At 62.7% G+C, this 21,290-nt stretch carries 21 protein-coding genes; 11 read left to right on the forward strand and 10 right to left on the reverse strand.

From position 1 onward, the window contains the following. Positions 1-56: 56 nt before the first annotated feature. A complete protein-coding gene (gene phoB / locus Q3Y64_RS13275) occupies positions 57-767 on the reverse strand; it encodes a phosphate regulon transcriptional regulator PhoB (RefSeq protein WP_101940770.1) in 711 nt (236 codons plus the stop codon). A gap of 172 nt (positions 768-939) precedes the next feature. Between phoB and Q3Y64_RS13280 the strand changes: the two genes are divergently transcribed. From Q3Y64_RS13280 to Q3Y64_RS13295, 4 genes are all read left to right on the forward strand, one after another. Beyond that, positions 940-1,374, forward strand: coding sequence for a DUF971 domain-containing protein (locus Q3Y64_RS13280; RefSeq protein ID WP_303562523.1), 435 nt, complete (start codon positions 940-942; stop codon positions 1,372-1,374). Between the two features lie 10 nt (positions 1,375-1,384). Next, on the forward strand, positions 1,385-2,122 hold the full coding sequence (gene ubiE, locus Q3Y64_RS13285) for a bifunctional demethylmenaquinone methyltransferase/2-methoxy-6-polyprenyl-1,4-benzoquinol methylase UbiE (protein ID WP_101940768.1): 738 nt from the start codon (positions 1,385-1,387) through the stop codon (positions 2,120-2,122). A gap of 89 nt (positions 2,123-2,211) precedes the next feature. Then, positions 2,212-3,105 carry a Tim44 domain-containing protein gene (locus Q3Y64_RS13290; protein ID WP_303562525.1) on the forward strand — a complete coding sequence of 298 codons (894 nt, stop codon included), beginning with the start codon at positions 2,212-2,214 and terminating at the stop codon, positions 3,103-3,105. 41 nt (positions 3,106-3,146) lie between these two features. Further along, positions 3,147-3,731 carry an SCP2 domain-containing protein gene (locus tag Q3Y64_RS13295; RefSeq protein WP_303562527.1) on the forward strand — a complete coding sequence of 195 codons (585 nt, stop codon included), beginning with the start codon at positions 3,147-3,149 and terminating at the stop codon, positions 3,729-3,731. A gap of 53 nt (positions 3,732-3,784) precedes the next feature. Here the strand turns inward: Q3Y64_RS13295 and Q3Y64_RS13300 are convergent, their stop codons facing one another. The 9 genes from Q3Y64_RS13300 to Q3Y64_RS13340 form a co-directional block, all read right to left on the reverse strand. Beyond that, positions 3,785-4,210: a F0F1 ATP synthase subunit epsilon gene (locus tag Q3Y64_RS13300; RefSeq protein WP_101940765.1), complete on the reverse strand. Its 426-nt coding sequence runs from the start codon at positions 4,208-4,210 to the stop codon at positions 3,785-3,787. An 88-nt stretch (positions 4,211-4,298) separates the two neighbouring features. Then, complete coding sequence (atpD, locus tag Q3Y64_RS13305) at positions 4,299-5,723, reverse strand: F0F1 ATP synthase subunit beta (protein WP_101940764.1); 1,425 nt, start codon at positions 5,721-5,723, stop codon at positions 4,299-4,301. Between the two features lie 23 nt (positions 5,724-5,746). Further along, positions 5,747-6,616 carry a F0F1 ATP synthase subunit gamma gene (gene atpG / locus Q3Y64_RS13310; protein WP_101940763.1) on the reverse strand — a complete coding sequence of 290 codons (870 nt, stop codon included), beginning with the start codon at positions 6,614-6,616 and terminating at the stop codon, positions 5,747-5,749. Positions 6,617-6,628: 12 nt separating this feature from the next. Next, complete coding sequence (gene atpA, locus Q3Y64_RS13315; protein ID WP_101940762.1) at positions 6,629-8,170, reverse strand: F0F1 ATP synthase subunit alpha; 1,542 nt, start codon at positions 8,168-8,170, stop codon at positions 6,629-6,631. Positions 8,171-8,180: 10 nt separating this feature from the next. Beyond that, the gene (locus Q3Y64_RS13320) at positions 8,181-8,717 is read right to left on the reverse strand and encodes a F0F1 ATP synthase subunit delta (protein WP_101940761.1); all 537 of its coding nucleotides are present in this window, start codon (positions 8,715-8,717) and stop codon (positions 8,181-8,183) included. Positions 8,718-8,720: 3 nt separating this feature from the next. Continuing rightward, on the reverse strand, positions 8,721-9,194 hold the full coding sequence (locus tag Q3Y64_RS13325; protein WP_101940760.1) for a F0F1 ATP synthase subunit B: 474 nt from the start codon (positions 9,192-9,194) through the stop codon (positions 8,721-8,723). 46 nt (positions 9,195-9,240) lie between these two features. Continuing rightward, positions 9,241-9,483, reverse strand: a complete 243-nt coding sequence (atpE, locus tag Q3Y64_RS13330) for a F0F1 ATP synthase subunit C (RefSeq protein ID WP_101940759.1) — start codon at positions 9,481-9,483, stop codon at positions 9,241-9,243. A 58-nt stretch (positions 9,484-9,541) separates the two neighbouring features. Beyond that, positions 9,542-10,441: a F0F1 ATP synthase subunit A gene (atpB, locus tag Q3Y64_RS13335; protein ID WP_303562531.1), complete on the reverse strand. Its 900-nt coding sequence runs from the start codon at positions 10,439-10,441 to the stop codon at positions 9,542-9,544. 1 nt (position 10,442) lies between these two features. After that, positions 10,443-10,784: an ATP synthase subunit I gene (locus tag Q3Y64_RS13340; protein WP_101940757.1), complete on the reverse strand. Its 342-nt coding sequence runs from the start codon at positions 10,782-10,784 to the stop codon at positions 10,443-10,445. A 503-nt stretch (positions 10,785-11,287) separates the two neighbouring features. Between Q3Y64_RS13340 and aas the strand changes: the two genes are divergently transcribed. From aas to Q3Y64_RS13375, 7 genes are all read left to right on the forward strand, one after another. Further along, positions 11,288-13,438, forward strand: a complete 2,151-nt coding sequence (gene aas, locus Q3Y64_RS13345; protein WP_173893961.1) for a bifunctional acyl-ACP--phospholipid O-acyltransferase/long-chain-fatty-acid--ACP ligase — start codon at positions 11,288-11,290, stop codon at positions 13,436-13,438. Positions 13,439-13,567: 129 nt separating this feature from the next. Further along, complete coding sequence (locus Q3Y64_RS13350; RefSeq protein WP_101940756.1) at positions 13,568-15,721, forward strand: AMP-binding protein; 2,154 nt, start codon at positions 13,568-13,570, stop codon at positions 15,719-15,721. Positions 15,722-16,114: 393 nt separating this feature from the next. Further along, the gene (locus Q3Y64_RS13355; RefSeq protein WP_303562536.1) at positions 16,115-17,521 is read left to right on the forward strand and encodes an undecaprenyl-phosphate glucose phosphotransferase; all 1,407 of its coding nucleotides are present in this window, start codon (positions 16,115-16,117) and stop codon (positions 17,519-17,521) included. 52 nt (positions 17,522-17,573) lie between these two features. Further along, a complete protein-coding gene (locus tag Q3Y64_RS13360; protein WP_303562538.1) occupies positions 17,574-17,741 on the forward strand; it encodes a hypothetical protein in 168 nt (55 codons plus the stop codon). A gap of 7 nt (positions 17,742-17,748) precedes the next feature. Further along, the gene (locus Q3Y64_RS13365; RefSeq protein WP_303562540.1) at positions 17,749-19,002 is read left to right on the forward strand and encodes a hypothetical protein; all 1,254 of its coding nucleotides are present in this window, start codon (positions 17,749-17,751) and stop codon (positions 19,000-19,002) included. A 10-nt stretch (positions 19,003-19,012) separates the two neighbouring features. After that, positions 19,013-20,344, forward strand: coding sequence for an oligosaccharide flippase family protein (locus Q3Y64_RS13370; RefSeq protein ID WP_303562542.1), 1,332 nt, complete (start codon positions 19,013-19,015; stop codon positions 20,342-20,344). Then, positions 20,341-21,282, forward strand: a complete 942-nt coding sequence (locus tag Q3Y64_RS13375) for a glycosyltransferase family 2 protein (protein ID WP_303562544.1) — start codon at positions 20,341-20,343, stop codon at positions 21,280-21,282. The genes Q3Y64_RS13370 and Q3Y64_RS13375 overlap by 4 nt, the downstream gene beginning before the upstream one ends. Positions 21,283-21,290 lie beyond the last annotated feature (8 nt).

The raw sequence follows: 21,290 nt of genomic DNA on the forward strand, positions 1-21,290 counted from the left end.
GAGGAGAACCGTTTCGCCCGCTGCCAGCAGGATGTAACGCCCGGCAAGAATCTTCTTTACTCCTGGTCTGCGGTCGCAGGCAACTCGGCCGAGAAACGATAACCACTGCCACGCACGGTCTGGATCAGGCGGTCGTGGCGGCTGGCTTCGAGGGCACTGCGCAGGCGGCGGATATGTACATCCACGGTCCGTTCTTCCACGAACACATGATCACCCCACACCTGATCAAGCAACTGTGCCCGCGAGTGTACCCGCTCGGCGTGAGTCATGAGGAAATGCAGCAGGCGGAATTCAGTCGGGCCGAGATTGGCCGGCTCACCGCCAGCAGTCACGCGGTGGGTGGCCGGGTCGAGGCGCAGGCCACCGATCTCCACGGCATCTTCAGTTACCTGCGGAGCCCGCCGGCGCAGCACAGCCTTGATACGGGCGACCAGCTCGCGCGGCGAGAAAGGCTTGGTCACGTAATCGTCCGCTCCGATTTCCAAACCCATGACCTTGTCCTGCTCTTCGCTGCGCGCGGTCAGCATGATGATCGGGATCGTGCGGGTGCGTTCCTCGTTGCGCAGGCGACGAGCAAACTCCACGCCGCTCATGCCGGGCAGCATCCAGTCCAGCAACACCAGATCCGGCAGGGCTTCGCGCACGATGCGTGAAGCGGTCTCGGCGTCGCTGGCCCGCATCACGGCATGGCCGGCGCGCGTCAGGTTGGCGGCAATCAGTTCCTGGATCGCAGGTTCGTCTTCAACAAGCAGGATGTTCGCAGGCATGGCACTCCCCTTCGTGCGTTCGATTCCTGCAGTCTATTGCCAATGCATGACTGTTTTGTGACAGGTAAGCATTGTGCAACACAAGCGGTTCCGCCAACAGCCGGACGAGGCGCGCCCGATCACGGCTTTTGAAGGATAATCGCTGCATCCACCGCTGCTACGGCATCTCCACATGGCTGGCCTGAACCCCGATACCCCTCTGCCCACTGCACTGACCCTGCATCAGCGCGCCCGTACCCTCGAGATCAGCTTCGAGGATGGCCTCAGCGCCACCCTGAGTCACGAGCTGCTGCGGGTGTATTCACCCTCCGCCGAAGTGCGCGGCCATGGTGCCGGCCAGGAGGTGCTGCAGTTCGGCAAACAGGACGTCGAGCTGATCGACATCCAGCAGATCGGCAATTACGCCGTGAAGCTGGTGTTCTCCGACGGTCACGACAGCGGCCTGTATTCCTGGGATTACCTCCACGAGCTGGCCAGCCGACATGAAGGCCTGTGGGCCGACTATCTGGCCCGCCTCGCCGCCGCAGGAGCCAGCCGGGATCCGGCTGCACCGGTCCCCGATCATCTTCGCCCCGCCGCCCCGGCCAAAGCCTGCGGCAAGCACTGAGACTACTGCCATGAACGACAAGACCACCCATTTCGGCTTCGAGCAGGTTCCGGAGAGCGAGAAGGCCGGCCGCGTGCGCGGCGTGTTCTCCTCCGTCGCGCAGAAATACGATGTGATGAACGATCTGATGTCCGCCGGCATGCACCGCCTGTGGAAGGCCTTCACCATTGAACTCGCCAACGTACGCCCGGGCGAAAAAGTGCTGGACGTAGCGGGCGGCACCGCGGACCTGTCACTCGCCTTCGCCAGGCGAGCGGGCCAGACCGGTCAGGTCTGGCTCACCGACATCAATCACGCCATGCTCAGCGTCGGGCGCGACCGCACGACAGACAAGGGATTCCTGCTGCCGGTCGCCCAGTGTGATGCCGAGAAGCTGCCCTTCCCGGACAACCACTTCGATCTCGTCACCGTGGCCTTCGGCCTGCGCAACATGACCCACAAGGATGTAGCCCTGGCTGAAATGCGCCGCGTGCTCAAGCCAGGCGGGCGCCTCCTGGTGCTGGAGTTCTCACAGATCTGGAAGCCACTGGCCAAGGCCTACGACGTGTATTCCTTCAAGGTCCTGCCCTGGCTGGGCCAGAAGATTGCTAACGACGCTGCGAGCTACAAGTACCTCGCTGAATCGATCCGCATGCATCCGGACCAGCCCACTCTGGCGGGAATGCTTACAAGTGCCGGCCTGCAGCGCGTCGAGTTTTTCAATCTGGCCGCTGGCGCCGTCGCCCTGCATCGTGGTTACAAGCTCTGATTTGGCGCAAGGCTTGAAACCTTTCCGGAAGCACTCCATCTAAGTGGAAGCGCGCGTCTTGCGCGCATTCGCTCGCAGAGAGAAAACCCATGTTCAAGAACCTCATGCTTTCCATCGCCTTCGTCTCAGCCCTTGTCGGCGCGAGCATCGAAGTGGCCGAAGCCAAGCGTCTCGGCGGCGGCCGCAATACCGGGATCCAGCGCCAGGTGGCACCCACCCAGCGTCAGGCGACGCCCACGGCCACCCCGCAACAGCAGGCTGCGCCCACTCAAGCTGCGCGTCCAGCCAACCAGCCGGCTCCGGCCGCACAGCCCAGCGGCTGGCGCAAATGGGCCGGCCCGCTCGCCGGACTCGCCGCCGGTATCGGCCTCGCCGCCCTTCTCTCGCATATGGGAGTAGGGGCCGAGTTCGCGGGCATCCTGCTCGCCATTCTCGCCGTCGTCGTTGTCGTAGCCCTGCTGCGCCGCTTCATGGGTGGCGCCCGCCAGCAGCAGGCTGAACCGGCCTTTGCCGGCGCCGGCAACGTCAGCCCGATGCAACGTGAGGCCACCCCTCAAGCCGCTTTTGGCGGCGCAGCTGGAGCGAGCCCTGAAGCTGCAGAAGCTCGTTTCCCAGCAGGCTTTGATGTGGCCGCCTTCGAACGTCAGGCCAAGCTGAACTTCATCCGTCTGCAAGCGGCCAACGATGCCGGCAACCTTGCTGACATTCGCGATTTCACCTCGCCAGAGATTTTCGCCGAGATCAAGCTGGGCATCGACGAGCGCGGTGGCAAGGCTCAGAAGACCGATGTCGTCGTTCTCAACGCCGAAGTGCTCGAGGTGGTGGAAGAAAACGGCCAATACATTGCCAGCGTGCATTACTCGGGCTCGCTACGTGAGGATGATGCGGCGGCCCCGCAAGCCTTCGATGAAATCTGGCATCTCGCCAAGCCAGTCGACGGCAATCGAGGCTGGACCCTCTCCGGCATTCAGCAGCTCAGCTAAACAAGAACGCGCCATCCAGACGGCCACCGGGGTATCCTCCGGTGGCCGTTTTCATTTCTGTCACCGCCATGTTCGACGCCCTGCCGCTATCCCTGATCAATCTTTTGTTAGCTGCCGAGCGCTGGGCTGCCGACCTGCTGCGACCACACGCCGGCCAGACGGCGGCGCTGCAACTCGGGGGCCTGTCGCTACGCTTCACCGTCACGGAAAGCGGCATGCTGCATGCCGCGAGCAAGGATGCGCCTGCGGATCTGAGCCTGAGCATTGCCGCCGATGTGCTGACACAACTCTTCGATGGGCCGGAGGCCTTGCGTCAGGCTGCGCACATCGAGGGCAACGCGCGCTTCGCAGAAAGCGTGGGGCTGCTGCTGCAGCATTTGCGCCCCGATCTGGCCGGGCACTTCGCACCGCTGATCGGTGACGTCGCAGCACATCGACTCGGGCAGACTGCTGCCAGCCTGAGCCGCCACACGCTGAAGGCCGGGCAGAGCCTCGCCGGCTCGGCACTCGACGCCTTGCGCGCGCCGGGCGCCACACTGGTCGGTAAACACGAGATGAACGCATTCAGCAACAGGCTGGAAGAACTGCTCACTCGCCTGCAGAAACTCGAAAAGCGCCTCCCCTGAAACAACAAAGGCACCCGAAGGTGCCTTTGTCTGCTACAGCGTTCCGCCTGCGCTCAGTGCGTGCGATGACGAAACTTGTCGATCGCAGCCAGCTGAGCAATCGCTTCGGCCAGTTCGGCCTGTGCAGCGGCGTAATTGACTTCGCCCTGGCGAGCCGTCATCAGCTCTTCAGCACGCTTCTTGGCTTCCATTGCCTTGGCTTCGTCCAGATCCTTGCCACGGATTGCGGTATCCGCCAGCACGGTGACCAGGTTCGGCTGAACTTCAAGCATGCCACCCGCCACGAAGATTACTTCCTCTTCGCTCTTGTTCGGGAGCTTGATGCGCACCGTACCCGGACGGATACGGGTCAGCAGCGGAGCATGCCCGGGCAGAATGCCCAGATCGCCCGACTCGCCCGGCAGGGAGACGATTTCGGCCAGCCCGGAGAAGATTTCCTCTTCCGCGCTGACGACATCGACGTGTACGGTCATTGCCATTTTTTACCCCTTGGGAAGGGGGAAGGGTCAGAGGGAAGAATAAGGTCAGGCGCCAAGCCAGTCCTTATCTCTCCCCCTTATCCATCCCTTATTGCAGCGTCTTGGCCTTCTCGATGGCTTCGTCGATGGTGCCGACCATGTAGAACGCCTGTTCCGGCAGGTGGTCGTAATCACCGTTAACGATGCCCTTGAAGCCCTTGATGGTGTCCTTCAGGCTGACGTACTTGCCGGGCGAGCCGGTAAACACTTCGGCCACGTGGAAGGGCTGCGACAGGAAACGCTGGATCTTGCGAGCACGACCCACAGCCAGCTTGTCTTCCGGAGCCAGTTCGTCCATGCCCAGAATCGCGATGATGTCGCGCAGTTCCTTGTAGCGTTGCAGGGTTTGCTGCACGCCACGGGCCACGTTGTAGTGCTCTTCGCCAACGACCAGCGGATCAAGCTGGCGGCTGGTGGAGTCGAGCGGATCAACCGCCGGGTAGATACCCAGGGCAGCGATATCACGCGACAGCACAACGGTGGAGTCGAGGTGGAGGAAGGTGGTGGCAGGCGACGGGTCGGTCAAGTCATCGGCAGGCACATACACGGCCTGGATCGAAGTGATCGAGCCCACCTTGGTGGAGGTGATGCGCTCCTGCAGCTTGCCCATTTCTTCAGCCAGCGTCGGCTGATAGCCCACGGCGGAAGGCATACGACCGAGCAGTGCGGACACTTCGGTACCGGCCAGGGTATAGCGGTAGATGTTATCCACGAAGAACAAAATGTCGCGGCCTTCGTCACGGAACTTCTCGGCCATGGTCAGGCCGGACAGTGCGACGCGCAGACGGTTGCCCGGGGGTTCGTTCATCTGACCGAACACCATCGCAACCTTGGACTCCTTCAGGTTGTCGAGCTTGATGACCCCGGCTTCAGCCATCTCGTGGTAGAAGTCGTTGCCTTCACGGGTACGCTCACCCACACCGGCAAACACCGACAGACCGCTGTGCTGCTTGGCGATGTTGTTGATGAGCTCCAGCATGTTCACCGTCTTGCCCACGCCGGCGCCGCCGAACAGGCCAACCTTGCCGCCCTTGGCAAACGGACACACCAGATCGATCACCTTGATGCCGGTTTCGAGCAGATCCACGGAAGGCGACAGCTCGTCGAACTTAGGCGCCGGCTGGTGAATCTCGCGACGCTCGTCGCACTCCACCGGGCCCACTTCGTCGATCGGACGACCGAGCACATCCATGATGCGGCCCAGGGTGCCGTGACCGACCGGCACCGTGATGCCCTTGCCGGAAGCATTGACCTTCATGCCACGGCGCAAGCCGTCAGAAGAGCCCATGGCGATGGTGCGGACGATGCCGTCACCCAGTTGCTGCTGGACTTCGAAGGTCAGACCCTTCTCCACCAGCGCGTTTTCTTCAGCAGCGTCGAGCACCAGGGCTTCGTACACGCGCGGCATGGCTTCGCGGGGGAACTGGATGTCCACCACGGCGCCGATACACTGAACAACGGATCCTTGACTCATTGTCATATCCTCAATAACTAAATTCAAACCGCTGCGGCGCCGCTGACGATTTCCGAAATTTCTTTCGTGATCGCAGCCTGGCGGGTCTTGTTGTAGACCAGCTGGAGTTCCTTGATGACGTTACCGGCATTGTCGGTTGCAGCCTTCATCGCCACCATGCGGGCACTCTGCTCGGACGCGATATTTTCCGCGACCCCTTGGTACACCAAGGCTTCCAGGTAGCGGAGCAACAGCTCGTCGATGACGGTCTGAGGATCCGGTTCGTAGAAGTAATCCCAGGAGTGTGCAGGCGCCCCCATGCGCTCACCGGTCAGCGGCAGCAGCTGCTCGATCACCGGTTCCTGGCGCATGGTGTTGATGAATCGGGTGTAAGCGATATAGACCGCATCGACCTCACCGGCCAGATACTTATCGACCATCACCTTGACCGGGCCCACCAGCTTGTCCAGATGCGGCGTATCACCGATGTGGACCAGGTGCGAAACCACTTTTGCACCCATGCGCTGCATGAAGCCGTAGCCCCGATTGCCGATTGCCGTGACCTCGATGTTCTTCACACCCTCGGCTTGCCATTCCCGCATGCTGTTCACCGTCATCCGCAGGATGTTGGTGTTCATCGCTCCGCACAAACCCTTGTCAGTCGTGACAAGGATCAGGCCAGCCCCCTTCACCGTCTCGCGCGGAGTCAGGAAGGGGTGCTTGTAATCAGCGATGTTGGCATTCGAGAGGTTAGCCGCCAGACGACGCACCTTCTCGGCATAGGGACGGGCGTGCCGCATCTTTTCCTGCGCCTTGCGCATTTTGGATGCGGCCACCATCTCCATGGCCTTGGTGATCTTCTTGGTGCTCTGAACACTCTTGATCTTGGTCCGGATTTCTTTTCCGCCAGCCATGATGTGTCCTGATCAGTTGTTCCAGCTCTTCTTGAACTCGATGATCGCGGCCTTCAACACGGCTTCAGCGTCAGCGTCCAGATCCTTGCTCGAATCGATCTTGCTCATCAATTCGCCTTGGCTGCCACGCAAATACTGATGCAGGGCCGCTTCGAAGGGCAGGATATTCTTGACGTCGACATCGTCGGCATAGCCACGGGTGATCGCGTACAGGGTCGCAGACATTTCAGCGGTCTGCAGCGGTGCGTACTGAGCCTGCTTGAGCACCTCCACCACGCGGCGGCCACGCTCGAGTTGCTTGCGGGTTGCATCGTCCAGGTCGGAAGCGAACTGCGCAAAGGCAGCCAGCTCACGATACTGCGCAAGGTCGGTACGAATACCGCCGGAGAGCTTCTTGACGACCTTGGTCTGAGCCGCCCCCCCCACACGCGATACCGAGATACCGGCGTTGATAGCGGGACGAACACCGGCGTTGAACAAGTCGGTTTCGAGGAAGATCTGGCCGTCGGTAATCGAAATCACGTTGGTCGGCACGAAGGCAGACACGTCACCCGCCTGGGTTTCGATCACAGGCAGAGCGGTCAGCGAACCGGTCTGACCTTTGACTTCGCCGTTGGTGAATTTCTCGACATACTCTTCCGAAACTCGTGCGGCACGCTCCAGCAGACGCGAGTGCAGGTAGAACACGTCGCCAGGATAGGCTTCGCGGCCCGGCGGACGGCGTAGCAGCAGCGAGATCTGGCGATAGGCCCAGGCTTGCTTGGTCAGATCGTCATAAACGATCAGCGCATCCTGGCCACGGTCGCGGAAATACTCGCCCATGGTGCAGCCGGCGTACGGCGCGATGTACTGCATCGCAGCGGAATCCGAAGCCGAGGCAGCGACAATGATGGTGTATTCCATCGCGCCGTGTTCCTGCAGCTTGCGCACCACGTTGTTGATGGTGGAAGCCTTCTGGCCGATCGCCACATACACGCAGAAGAGGTTCTTGCCCTTCTGGTTGATGATGGTGTCGACTGCCACGGCGGTCTTGCCCGTTTGGCGATCGCCAATGATCAGCTCGCGCTGGCCACGGCCCACCGGCACCATCGAGTCGATAGCCTTCAGACCGGTCTGCACCGGCTGCGACACCGACTTACGCCAGATCACACCCGGAGCGACCTTTTCGATCTTGTCGGTGAGCTTGGCGTTGATCGGGCCCTTGCCATCGATCGGCTGACCCAGTGCATTGACCACACGGCCAATCAGCTCGGGGCCGACCGGCACTTCCAGAATGCGGCCGGTGCACTTGACCGTGTCGCCTTCGGAAATGTGAGTGTATTCGCCGAGTACCACGGCACCCACGGAATCGCGCTCAAGGTTGAGAGCAAGGCCGAAAGTGTTGTTCGGGAACTCCAGCATTTCGCCCTGCATCACGTCGGCCAGGCCATGCACGCGACAGATCCCGTCAGTCACGGAGACCACGGTGCCTTCGTTGCGTTCAGTCGCGCCGAGTTGCAGGTTCTGAATGCGACTCTTGATGAGATCGCTGATTTCAGAAGGATTGAGTTGCATGAATGTGCTCCTAGTTCTGTAGCGCGGCGGCCATGGCGGCAAGCTTGCCGCGCACGGAGGCATCGATCACTTCGTCGCCCACGGCGATACGCACACCACCGATCAGGTCCGGATCAATCTGCACGGTAACGCGCACTTTCGACTTGAAGTGCGCCTCCACATCGGCAGACAGACGGGCCAGGGCTGCGTCGTCCAAGGGAAAAGCGGAAGTCACGACTGCGTCCTTGACGCCTTGATGGGCATCCCTAAGCTGACCGAACACCTCGCTGATCTCGGACAGGACTTGTGCGCGCTCGGCTTCAACCAAGACACGTACGAAGTTGGCCTGCTCGACCGAGGCCTGCACACCCGAGCTTTCCAGCAACAGCTGGGTCAGCTGGGCAGCAGCAAAACGCGGGTCGCCGAGGCATTCGCTGACCTGCGCATCGGCCGCTACGGCAGCCAGACGCTCAAGCAGTTCGCCCCAAGATGCGAGCGCGCTCGCATCCCGCGCCAGCGCAAAGACGGCCTCGGCGTAAGGACGCGCAAGGGTGACGTTTTCGGCCATGGCTCAGTTAAGTTCCTGTTTCAGGTTGGTCAGCAGCTCGGCATGGACCTGGGCATCGATCTCGCGGCGCAGGATGCGCTCGGCACCCGCAACAGCCAGTGCGGCCACTTCGGCGCGCAATTCTTCGCGGGCGCGTTGGGCAGCAGTGGCAGCTTCGCCTTGGGCGGCTTCACGCGCGGCAGAAACAATACGCGCCGCTTCGGCACGTGCTTCTTCCACGATGACTGCAGCCTGCTTTTCGGCCCCGCCACGTACATCAGCAGCAGATTCGCGCGCTTTGCGCAATTCTTCGCCAACACGCTTCTCGGTCAGAGCCAGATCGTTCTTTGCCTTGTCCGCCGCAGCAAGTCCGTCAGCGATCTTGCTTGCGCGTTCGTCGAGGGCCTTCACGATCGGCGGCCACACGAATTTCATCGTGAACCAAACGAACGTCAAGAACACCACGATCTGCGCAATGAAGGTTGCGTTCAGATTCACGGCAGATTCCTTTCCTGGTGATGAAGAGTGAAACGATCAGGAAAGATCACTTCAGGAACGTGGAGGTCGCGAACCAGAGGGCGATACCGGTACCGATAATGAACGCGGCATCGATCAGGCCAGCCAGCAGGAACATCTTGACCTGCAGGGCGTTCATCAGCTCGGGTTGACGTGCGGATGCCTCGAGGTACTTGCCACCCATCAGGGCGATACCGATACAGGCACCGATAGCGCCCAGACCGATGATCAGACCGCAAGCGAGTGCGACGAGACCGTAAACTTGTTCCATGTTGACTCCTAAGCGTAAGTGATTGATGAAGCGTTGAAAGGGTGGGTAAAACTGGAAATCAGTGGCTTTCGTGCGCCTGGCCGACATACACCAGGGTCAGCATCATGAAGATGAAGGCCTGCAGCACCACGACCAGGATGTGGAATACAGCCCAGGCAAAGCCGGCAACGAAGTGCCCAAAGAACAGCAGAATGCTCGGCAGGTTTGCGCCAGTCCAGGCAGCCCCCATCAGAGCGATCAGCATGAAGATAAGTTCGCCGGCAAACATGTTGCCGAACAGACGCATCCCGTGCGAGATGGTCTTGGCTGCAAATTCGATGAGCTGCATGGCGAAGTTCACCAGACCCAGCACCACGGCCAGAATAGGATTCTTGCTGGTGCCGAAGGGCGCGCTGACCAGCTCGTGGGCCCAGCCGCCAATGCCTTTGATCTTGGCGTTGTAGTACAGGCAGATCAGCAGCACAGTGACGGACATGCCCATCGTGGCGTTGATGTCTGCAGTCGGCACAACACGCATGTAGGCATGGTGAGGATCATGACCCATACCGGCATAGAGGCCTTCCCAGATGCGCGGAATCAGATCCAGCGGCAGGAAGTCCATGGCATTCATCAGGAACACCCAGACGAAGATGGTGAGTCCGAGCGGCGCCACGAACTTACGCGATTCGGCGCTGTGAATCAGCCCCTTGGCCTGGTCACCCACCATTTCGACGAGCAGTTCAACGGCGGCCTGGAAGCGCCCCGGCACGCCGGAGGAGGCGCGACGCGCGGCCAGCCACAAAACGAAGCCGCCAAGTACTGCCAGAAAAACCACCCAGAACACGGTGTCATAATTGATCAGGCCAAAATCGACCAGATTCTTCTGGGCAGCACCCGTTCCGTTCAGGAAGGTCAGGTGGTGAGCAATGTATTCGCCCGCAGTTACGGTGCGCTGGGCGACGTCGTGTTCAGCAGCCATGTCAAGGTTTCACCAAAAAAGCCAAAAAATTCGCTTGCAGGGTGATGATCAGACCCATCACCAGTGCGCCCCAATGAACGCCCGGATACAAGGCCGCCACCAGAACCAAAATCACTAACGAGAGCAGTGTCTTGAGCACTTCTCCCGTAAAAAATGCGCTTGTTTGCGCCTGGCCCGTGCGTTTCGTCGCTCGCAGCAACCAGAGCGCGAATACGGCCGTCGGCAACACACAGACCAGAGCTCCGAAACCTGCCGATGCTGCGCCGCGCAAACCAAATAGCAGGGCAGCTGCTACAACGCCGATCAGGGCTGCAAGTGCTTGCAGGGCTACGAGCTTCAACATCCTTGACCAATGCGGCGAGTAGGGCTTTTACAGCCTAGAGCCGCGCCATCTTAGGAGCGTCTTTGGGGCAAGTCAATCATGCGGCACCGCGGCAAACCCCTAACAGTTTTGATGTTTTTTGCTTTAGCCAAGCGAAGGTCTTTTAGATCAAGGCTCGGCCCGCCAGAAGAGTCGTTCGACATTTTTTACAAATCCGCCTTGATTGTGCGCAACAGCATTTACTTTTCAGGCAATTCACCACTCCACTTTCGACATAAATCAAGCACAGCCCCGCTGCGACGCAAACGCAGCACCGCAACGGGAACTCGTAAAGCAACAGATAGGCCAGATTTCAAAATGTGCGGGCATCTGCACAGGTGAGGACGGCTGCCAGAATTGCGGCGATCCGCGCTTGCTGCGGTGCAGCGCAGCCATACGCCGGAGTTTGCGCTAAAGTCGCGCGCTGAAAGTCACGACTGCGTCGCAGTTTGTGCAGTTCCTGACAAGACTGAGGGAGTCCTTCAATGACGCTGGGCAAGCGCATTGGTATCACCATGTTGCGGGCCATCGCCCGCGTGCTGTTCCGCATCGAGGTGCGCGGCAATCCGCGCGTCTCGTCGAGCAAGCTGCTGATCATCGCCAACCACGAGTCTTTCCTGGACGGCCTGTTGCTGGGCATCACGCTTCCGCAACGTCCACTCTTCGTAGTCCATACCGGAGTGGCCCGGACCCTGTTCTTCCGCCTGCTGCTGAAGACCGTTGACCACCTGGCCGTGGACCCGACCAGCCCGATGGCCATGAAAACCGTCATCCGCGTGATCGACAGCGGCCGCCCGGTCGTGATCTTTCCCGAAGGCCGCATCACCACCACCGGCAGTCTGATGAAGACCTACGACGGCCCCGCCTTCGTGGCCGCCAAAACCGGAGCCACCATCTTGCCGGTGCGCATCGATGGCGCAGCGCGCACCTATTTCTCGCGCCTCTCCGGCAAGCATCCGCATCAGCTCTTCCCGCGCATCACGATCTCGATCCAGCCGACCACGCGCATCGAGTGGCCCTCCGAAGGCAGCAGCCGTGAGCGCCGGCGCAAGGCCGGTGAGGCCATGCGCCGCCTGATGCAGGAAATGATCTTCGCCAGCCGGCCGAACCAGACCCTGTTCGAGGCAATGCTGTCTGCGATCTCGATCCATGGCCGCTCCTGGCGGCTGGTGGAGGACATCAAGCAGATCGAGTACAGCTATGGCGATCTGCTCAAGATGACGCTCGCACTGGGCCGCCTGGTTGGCCGCAAGTGCGCCGAGGGTGAGCGCGTGGGGGTGCTCCTGCCCAATCTGGCCCCAACCCTTGGCCTGATCCTGGGCCTGTCCGCCTTCCGCCGGGTGCCGGCGCTGATGAATTACACCTCAGGCGCGGAAGGCATGCTGGCAGCCTGCGAGGCGGCAACCATCCGCCGCATCGTGACTTCGCGCGGCTTCATCGAACAGGCCAAGCTGGAAGACAAGATTTCAGTACTCGAACAGCATTACGAGTTGATCTATCTGGAAGACCTCAAAGCCGAGATGACGGCCTGGGACAAGGCCTGGCTGATCCTCTGGGCGCTGCGCTTCCCGGCCCTGGCTGCGCCCGGCGGTAATGCCGAAGATCCGGCCGTGGTGCTGTTCACCTCCGGCTCGGAAGGCAAGCCCAAAGGCGTGGTGTTGTCGCACCGCGCGATCCTCGCCAACATCCAGCAGGCGCGTGCGGTGGTGGACTTCTCCTCGGAAGACAAGCTGCTCAACGCCCTGCCGCTGTTCCACTCCTTCGGCCTCACAGTGGGCGGCCTGCTGCCAGTGATTTCGGGCGCCAGCGTATTTCTGTATACGTCACCGCTCCATTACCGCGTCATCCCCGAGCTGGTGTATGACCGCAACTGCACGATCCTGCTGGGTACCAGCACCTTCCTGTCGAATTACGCCAAGCATGCCCACCCGTATGATTTCTATCGCCTGCGCTACGTGATCGCCGGCGCCGAGAAGCTGACCCAGACGGTGCGCACGAACTGGTTCGAAAAATTCGGCATTCGCATCCTGGAGGGCTATGGCGCGACCGAGTGCGCGCCGGTGCTCGCCGTGAATACCCGTATGGCGTATCGGACCGGATCGGTGGGCCAGCTTCTGCCGGGCATGCAAGCCAGGCTGATGCCGGTGCCGGGCGTAGAGCTGGGCGGGGCACTGCATGTCAGCGGGCCGAACCTGATGAGCGGCTATCTGCGCGCCGACAATCCAGGTGTGCTGGAACCGCCCTCTTCCGAGCTGGGCAGCGGCTGGTACAACACCGGCGACATTGTGGACATCGATGCCGATGGCTATCTGTTCATCGTTGGCCGCCTCAAGCGCTTCGCCAAGGTGGCCGGCGAGATGATCTCGCTCGAAGTCGTCGAACGCCTGGCCCTGCAGGCATCGGACAAGGGTGTGCATGCTGCCACCAGCCAGCCCGATGCGGCGCGCGGCGAAAACATCCTGCTCTACACCACCGACAAGATGCTGACCCGTGACCTGATTCAGGCCGCCGCACGCAGCGCCGGCTCGCCGGAGATCGCGGTGCCGCGCAAGATTGTCGTGGTCGACGAATTGCCCGTGCTCGGTTCGGGCAAGACCGATTATGTGACCCTCAAACAATGGGCCGAAACGGCCTGAGCAAGTTTCGTAGGGCGAACTTAAGTTCGCCGCCGGCCCCGGTGTGCGACTGAAGTCGCACCTACATCGAGACACCCGTCCGCCCGCCATCGCAGCGTGCGGCTTGAAACAGAATTTGCTGGAGACCCGATGCTGCGTCTGATCCTCAAGGGCCTATTGCGCCCACTGTTCCGCCTCGTGTTCCGGGTGCAGGTACATGGCGAAGCCGATATCCGCGCAGAGCGCCTGCTGATCGTGGCCAACCACGAATCCTTCCTCGACGAGCTGCTGCTGGGTCTGTTCCTGCCGCAACGGCCGGTCGTCGTCGTATACAGCTCGGCGAGCTGCAGCCGTGTGCTCCGCTTCTTCGCGCGCGGCCTGGTCGATTACCTCACCATCGATCCGAACAACCCGATGGAACTCAAAACGGTGATCCGGCTGATCGAAACCGGCCGGCCGGTGCTGATCTTCCCCGAAGGCCGTATCACCACCACCGGCAACCTGATGAAGACTTACGACGGACCCGGCTTCATCGCCGCCAAGTCTGGTGCCACCCTCCTGCCGGTTCGCATCGAGGGCGCTGCGCGCAGCTACTTCTCGCTGCTGCAGGGCCATTATTCGCGCTCGCTGTTCCCGAAGATCCGCCTCTTCGTGCAGGAACCAACACTCATCGAAACCGCCAAGGCGGCCCACGGCGAGCAGCACTATCTGGCTGGCCAGGCCATGCACCGGGTGATGACCGACCTGATGTTCGCCGGCCGCGCTGAGCAGACCCTGCTTGCAGCCCTGCTCGAAGCAGCCCGCATCCAGGGCCGCAACTGGCGCCTCCTGGGAGACGTGGAACATGTCGATTACTCCTATAGCGACATCCTGCGCACCGCACTGGTCCTGGGCCGCAAACTCGCCGCACGTAGCGCCGAGAATGAACGCTTCGGCGTGCTGCTACCAAATGTGGCGGCCCTGCTGGCGCTGGTCTTCGGCCTTGGCGCCTTCCGCCGCCCGCCCGCCATGCTCAATTACACTGCCGGCGTGGACGGCATGCAGGCCGCCTGCAGCGCTGCCTGTATCCGCCAGATCATCACTTCGCGCAAATTCATCGAGCAGTTCAAGCTCGGCGACAAACTCGCCCGCCTGCAGGGCGTGGAATTCATCTACCTTGAAGACCTGCGCCGCGAAGTCAGCCTCGCTGACCGCCTGTGGTGGTTGTGCTTCGCCCGCCACCGGCCGCTTGCCGCGGTGCCTGCCTCGCGCCCGGAAGATCCGGCGGTGGTGATGTTCACCTCCGGCTCGGAAGGCAAGTGCAAAGGCGTGGTGCTCTCGCACCGCGCGATCCTCGCCAATGTGTCGCAGCTGCGCTCGGTGCTGGATTTCTCGGTCAATGACGTGATTGTCAATGCCCTGCCGCTCTTTCACAGCTTCGGCCTCACCTGCGGCGGCATGATCCCGCTGCTATGCGGCGCCAAGGTCTTTCTCTACCCCTCGCCGCTGCACTACCGGGTGATCCCGGAGCTGGCCTACAACGCGTCCTGCACGATTCTCTTCGGCACCAACACCTTCCTGGCCAATTACGCCAAGCACGCCCATCCCTTCGACTTCTACCGCCTGCGCTACGTGGTGGCCGGCGCCGAGAAGATCACCGATAGCGTCCGCCAGGCCTGGTTTGAGAAGTTCGGCACGCGCATCTTCGAAGGCTATGGCGCCACCGAATGTGCGCCGGTGCTCAGCGTGAATACCCAGATGGCCTATCGCTCGGGCAGTGTCGGCAAGTTCCTGCCCAGCATCGAATACCGCATCCAGCCCCTGCCCGGCGTGGAATCGAAGGATGGCCAGCCAAGCGGCCAGCTGCATGTGCGCGGCCCCAACCTCATGAGCGGCTATCTGCGCCATGACGCGCCCGGCATCCTGCAGCCGCCGCACTCCGAAATCGGCCCGGGCTGGTACGACACCGGCGACATCGTGGAGATCGACGCAGAGGGTTTCGTGCATGTACTGGGCCGTGTCAAACGCTTCGCCAAGGTGGCCGGTGAGATGGTGTCGCTCGGCGCCGTGGAATTGCTGGCTGGCGAGGCTGCACCGGAGGGCCAGCATGCCGCCATCGCGCTCAGCGACGACGAGCGCGGCGAAACCATCCTGCTCTACACCACGGCCACCGGCCTCGCGCGCGAAACACTCCTCGCCACGGCTCGCAGCAAGGGCAGCCCGGAGCTGGCCGTACCGCGTCGTATTGTTTACCTCGACGCCTTGCCGCTGCTGGGTTCGGGCAAGGTGGACTATCCGGAACTGAAGCGCCTCGCGGCCGCCTGAGCGTCCGTTAGCGGGCTCGCAGCGGGGGGGCGTCCATGCACAGGATGCCCTCGACTACACGCCCTGAGCAGGTTCTTAAAAACGCCCGAAGTGCACACTTCCGTGCAGCCAAGCACCAGGCTTGCGCAAAAACCTCTTTTTTAGAGCGGCTATTTCCGTGAAATAGTTCCGCACTGCACAACACGCCCTTCCGGGCAGCAATCCGGGATTTCCCCAAGCTGGCGCGCGCTGGGGCTTCTCACTCGGCGCATAGATCCCTATGCATCCATGCTGCGTGGCACAACCCGTGCTTGATCTGGAACAAGTTTACCTGCCCTTCCGCCCCTGTGTGATCGTCGCACAAGTGTCATGCGGGCATGGCAAAAACGGTGAATCCCACACGGAGGGCCCACCATGCAAGCTGCCGCGTCGTCCATTTCCTGGTCCGGGGAAACCGACAATCTGCGCTCGCGCTTCCCGCTGGTTGGGCTGATCGAAACCCTGCTCGGCCCGGTGTTGGCGGTTGTCACCCTGATCATCAGCGTGTTGGCACACGAGGGCAGCTTCGATCGCCACTACTTCGCGCTCTCCCTGCTGACCTTCCTGCTGCTCTTTCCGGGCATCCTGCGCATCTCGGAGAGCCGCTGGCGCATGGCGCTGAAGGCCAGCCTGGCCTGGCTGGTGCTGTGCGCCACGCTCTACTTCATCGGCTATGTCACCGATTATCTGGACTTCTACGACCGCGACATCATCCTGACCTGGCAGCTCGCCACCCTTGCCGCCCTGCTCGCCTCGCACGAAATTGCACGCCAGAGCCTGCTGCGGGTGCTGGCCCATGACCCCTCGAGGGTCGTCATCGTGGGCGCCAACGATACCGGCGTGGAACTGGCCGCCCACTTCGAGCAGGATCGCTACGCCGGCTCACGCTTTCTGGGTTTCTTCGACGACCGCCCGCGCGAACGCATGGGCCATCACATCGGTGATCGCCCGGTACTCGGCGCCATCGACAATCTGGCCAGCTACGTCAAGACAAACGCCGTCAATCAGATCTACATCGCCCTGCCGATGGCCTCCCAGCCACGCATCCTGGCCCTGCTGCAGAGCCTGCGCGACACCACCGCCTCGGTCTATTTCGTGCCGGACCTGTTCGTGACCGAACTGATCCAGGGCCGCGTCGAGCATGTCAGCGGAATGCCCGCAGTGGCTGTCTGCGAAAGCCCCTTCACAGGCGTGAACGGCATCATCAAGCGCGCCGAGGATCTGGTTCTGGGCAGCCTGATCGTGCTGCTGATCTCGCCACTGCTGCTGGGCGTGGCCCTGGCCGTGAAATTCACTTCGCCCGGCCCGGTGATCTTTGCCCAGCGCCGCTACGGCCTCGATGGCAAGGAAGTGATCGTCTACAAGTTCCGCTCCATGACCGTCACCGAAGACGGCGACAAGGCCTACACCCAGGTCAGCAAGGGCGATGCTCGCGTCACCAAGGTTGGCGCCTTCATCCGCAAGACTTCGCTCGACGAGCTGCCGCAATTCATCAACGTGCTGCAGGGGCGCATGAGCATCGTTGGCCCGCGCCCGCACGCAGTGGCGGTGAACGAGAAATATCGCACCGTGATCTCCGGCTACATGGTGCGCCACAAGGTGCGCCCGGGCATCACCGGCTGGGCTCAGGTGAATGGCTATCGCGGCGGCGACGATCTCGAGCACATGAGCAAGCGCATCTATTACGACCTGCAATACCTGCGCAACTGGTCGCTGAGCCTGGACCTGCGAATCATCCTGCGCACCGTCGGCCTGGTCGCAAAAGACAGCGCCGCTTACTGAACAACACGTCGTCAAGAACAGGCTCTACCCCCTCGTTTCAAGGAGAACTCTCATGAACATCATCATCCGTTGTCTGGTTGCCTGCGTGGCTTGCTTTGGCTTCATGGTCGCCACCAGCCTGTCGCAATCGCGCGCCCCGCAAGCACCCAGTGCCGCTGCCGAGCCGGCTCCGGCCAGCCCGGTTGTGGCCGTGATTCCGCACACGCGCTCTGTCGAGTGAGTCGTGCATGAACCAGCGCCGCTCGCTCCCTGCTGGCTGGCTGGCCTGGCTGGGCCTGTGCTGCCTGGTGGCGGCCGGCCCCGCCCATGCCGCGCCGGAGCGCTTCGAGGACACGCTGTGCGTGACCGCCAAGTTCTCGCAGGGGCAGCCGCTCTCCGAGTTGCCGATGCTCACCGATCTGGGCGTGAAGTGGGTGCGCGACACCGTCGCCTGGTTCGATATCGAAAAGCGGCCGGGGCAGTACCAGGCCTTTCCGCCGGAGTTCCAACAGCGCCTGGATTTCTATCGCCAGCACGACATCGGGCTGGTCATGCTGCTGGCCTACGACAATCCGCAGGCCTATCCGAACACCCCGGCCAAGCCCGGCAACTCGGCCGATCCGGTGGCCTACGGACGCTATGCTGCCGAGATGGCGCGACGCCTGCGCACGCAGGGCCTGCGCTTCGTGATCGAGTTGTGGAACGAGCCACACAACGATCTCTTCCACAAATTCGGCGGCAACTGGAATGGCGCACCGCCCTCGCCCTGGGTGGATCACTACCTGCGCATGGTGGACGAGGCTACCCAGCGCATCAAACTCTTTGACCCGAGCATCCGGGTCATCACCGACGATGACATGTGGGTGATCCACTACCACTTCCTGGCGCGCGGGCTGACACGCCAGATCGATGGCTTCGCGATCCACCCCTATACCGGCGGCGACATCCCGGAACTCACCGCCGTGACCTATGACACCGACTGGACCCGCCCCTACCAGGTGGTAGACCCGGACCGCAGCTTCGGCTCGGCGATGCGCCGCCTGCGCGAGTTCGGCAGTCAGAAACTCGGCAAGCGCCCCGAAATCTGGATCACCGAGTGGGGCTGGGGAGTCGGCGAGAAAGCGCCTCTCGGCCCGCTCAGTGAAGAGGCCGTGGCCACCTACCTGCCACGGGCTATGGTCCTGGGGGCCGCCACCGGTGCCGAGGCGACCTGCTGGTTCAGTACCCGTGATTCGGTGGACGGGCCGATGGGCCTGACCGACAACAACAGCCGCCCGCGCCCGGCCTATTACGCCTTCCGCGATCTCCACGCCAAGCTCGGCAAGGCGCGCTATGTCTGCCCGCTCAGCACCCAGAGCGGCAGTGGCGCAGCCATGGCCTATCTGTTCCGCGATGCCAAGGGGCCCCTGGTCGCGCGCTGGGATGCTTACCCGGCGGTGCAGGGTGCCGGCAAGCTCAGCCTCGAGCGCCCCGCCACTGCGCCGGCGTGCGCGCGTTCATGAGGCCGACGCCATGTCCGGGCACAGCACCAGCCTGCATCACCCCAGCCGCTCCAACGCAGCGGAGCGGCCAGCCATGAACGCGCGCGCCCTGCCCTCGCAACACACCGATCTACTCTTCGTGTACCTCGCCTATGCACTGCGCTACCTCTACCTGTTGATCCTCACCCCTTTCTATGGACGGGTGCTCGGCGTGGAGGGCTATGCCCAGGTGCTGGCCGCCATGTCGCTGATGAACATGGTGTGGCTCTTCGTCAGCTGGGGCTTCGTACCGGCCGGCGGACGCGAGATCGCCACCGCGCCGCGCAGCGGCTATGGCGGCATTTTCTGGCAGCACGTGTCCGCACGCGCCCTGCTGTCGACCCTGGCCCTCGGTGGTGGCATCGTCGCCACCCTGGCCTCGCCGATCCTCGCCAGCCACCCTGTGATCGGCGTCTGTGCGGTGCTGCTGGGCATCGTTTCGGCCTACAACCTGGGCTGGTATTTCACGGCCAGCGAGCGCCCGCGTCACACCGTGAAGCTGGAAGTGCTGGGCTTCGTACTGAGCCTGATCCCGATCCTCAGCCTGGTGCGCGCGCCCGGCGATGCCTGGGTGGTGCTGGCCTGCCTGCTGGTTTCCGGCGTACTGGCCCTGGCCCTGGCGCACTGGTGGGTACGCCACGAGATCAGCCCGGCGCGTTTCTCGCCGGCAGCCGGGCTGGCGCTGGTGCGCAGCAGCAGCACCCTGTTCGTGTACACCTGCAGCTCGACCCTGCTGGTGGCCTCTTCCACCTACCTGCTGAGCCTGCTCTCGAGCGGCAGCGAAGTAGGTAGTTTCGGCGCCGCCGAACGCCTGGTCAGTGTGGGCCTCAGCGTGATGGGCCCGGCCAGCCAGATCTTCGTGCCGCGCATCACGGCCCTGTTCCTGCACGACGAGGGCGCGGCCTTCCGCATGGTGCGCAAGGCCGCCCTGCTGCTGGGCGGTATCGGCCTCGCAGGCCTCGTGGCCAGCCTGCTGCTGGGGCATTGGGTGGTGCGCCTGATCTTCGGCGCCGGTTTCGAGGCCAGCGTCCCGGTGCTGCATCTGCTGGCCATCGTGTTTCCGCTGGCCGCCATCAACCAGATCATCGGCGCCTATGTGCTGGTGCCACAGCACCGCGAAGGTCTGCTGACCCGCGTGACCCTCATCGGCGCCGGCCTCAGCCTGCTCTGCGCCATCCCGGCCGGCCTTGCCTGGGGCGCATTGGGCATGGCTGCCGCGCGTGTCGGCGGCGAGCTGGCGGTGGCCGCCATGCTGCTGCTCACCAGTTGGCGCATGGGCATCCTGCAGCGCCTGCTCGATCCTGAAAGCGAGAAAACCCCATGATCCAGAACCCGCTGCCACAAGCCTTCGTGATCGTCGCCACCAAGGGCCGTCCGGTCGAAACCGCCAACCTGCTCGGCTACATCGCGGCACAGAGCCATCTGCCGCTGCGCACCCTGGTGGTGGGCGCCGACGCGGCCGACGTGGCGGGCCTCGGCAGCCATCCGCTGGTGCATGGCGGGCAGGCAGAAGTTCTCGTGTGCGGGCGCGCCGGCCTGACCCTGCAGCGCAACGCTGGCCTCGATCGCCTTGCCGCGCTGGTCGATGAACTCAAGCCGGCAGACTGGTTCGTGGCGTTCTTCGATGATGACTTCCGCCCGGCCAGCAACTGGCTGGTGTCTTGCGCCCAGCGCTTCGCGCAGTCACCAGAGGTGGTCGGCCTGTGCGGCAACCTGCTCGCCGATGGCATCCACTCCAGTGGTTACGACGAGCAGACCGCGCGCGATTACCTGCTCGGCAAACGCGCGCCGGAATCCCACTGGGCCCATGGCAAGCAGCTGACCGAGCTGGTCGACGGCCTCTATGGCTGCAACATGGCCTATCGTGGCCCCATCGCGATTGCCCAACGCTTCGACGAGAAGCTGCCGCTCTACGGCTGGCAGGAAGACATCGACTTTGCCGGCCGCGCCCGCCGCTACGGCAAGCTGGTGTGCGAGCCGGCTTGCCGCGGGGTGCACATGGGGGTTCAAGGCGCGCGCACCAGCGGCCTGCGCTTTGGCTATTCGCAAATCGCCAATCCGGTCTACCTGATCCGCAAGGGCAGCATGCGGACCAGCTTCGGCGCCCGCCTGGCGGCCCGCAACCTGGCCTCGAACCTGTTCAACTCGCTGCGCCTGAATCGCCGCAAGGATTACGCCGGCCGCCTGCGCGGCAATTTCCAGGCCCTCGTTGATGCTGGCCTCGGTCGCCTGCACCCCGAACGGGTGCTGTCCATCCGCTAGGACACACG

Source organism: Uliginosibacterium sp. 31-12 (assembly GCF_030548425.1).
GTDB lineage: Bacteria > Pseudomonadota > Gammaproteobacteria > Burkholderiales > Rhodocyclaceae > Uliginosibacterium > Uliginosibacterium aquaticum.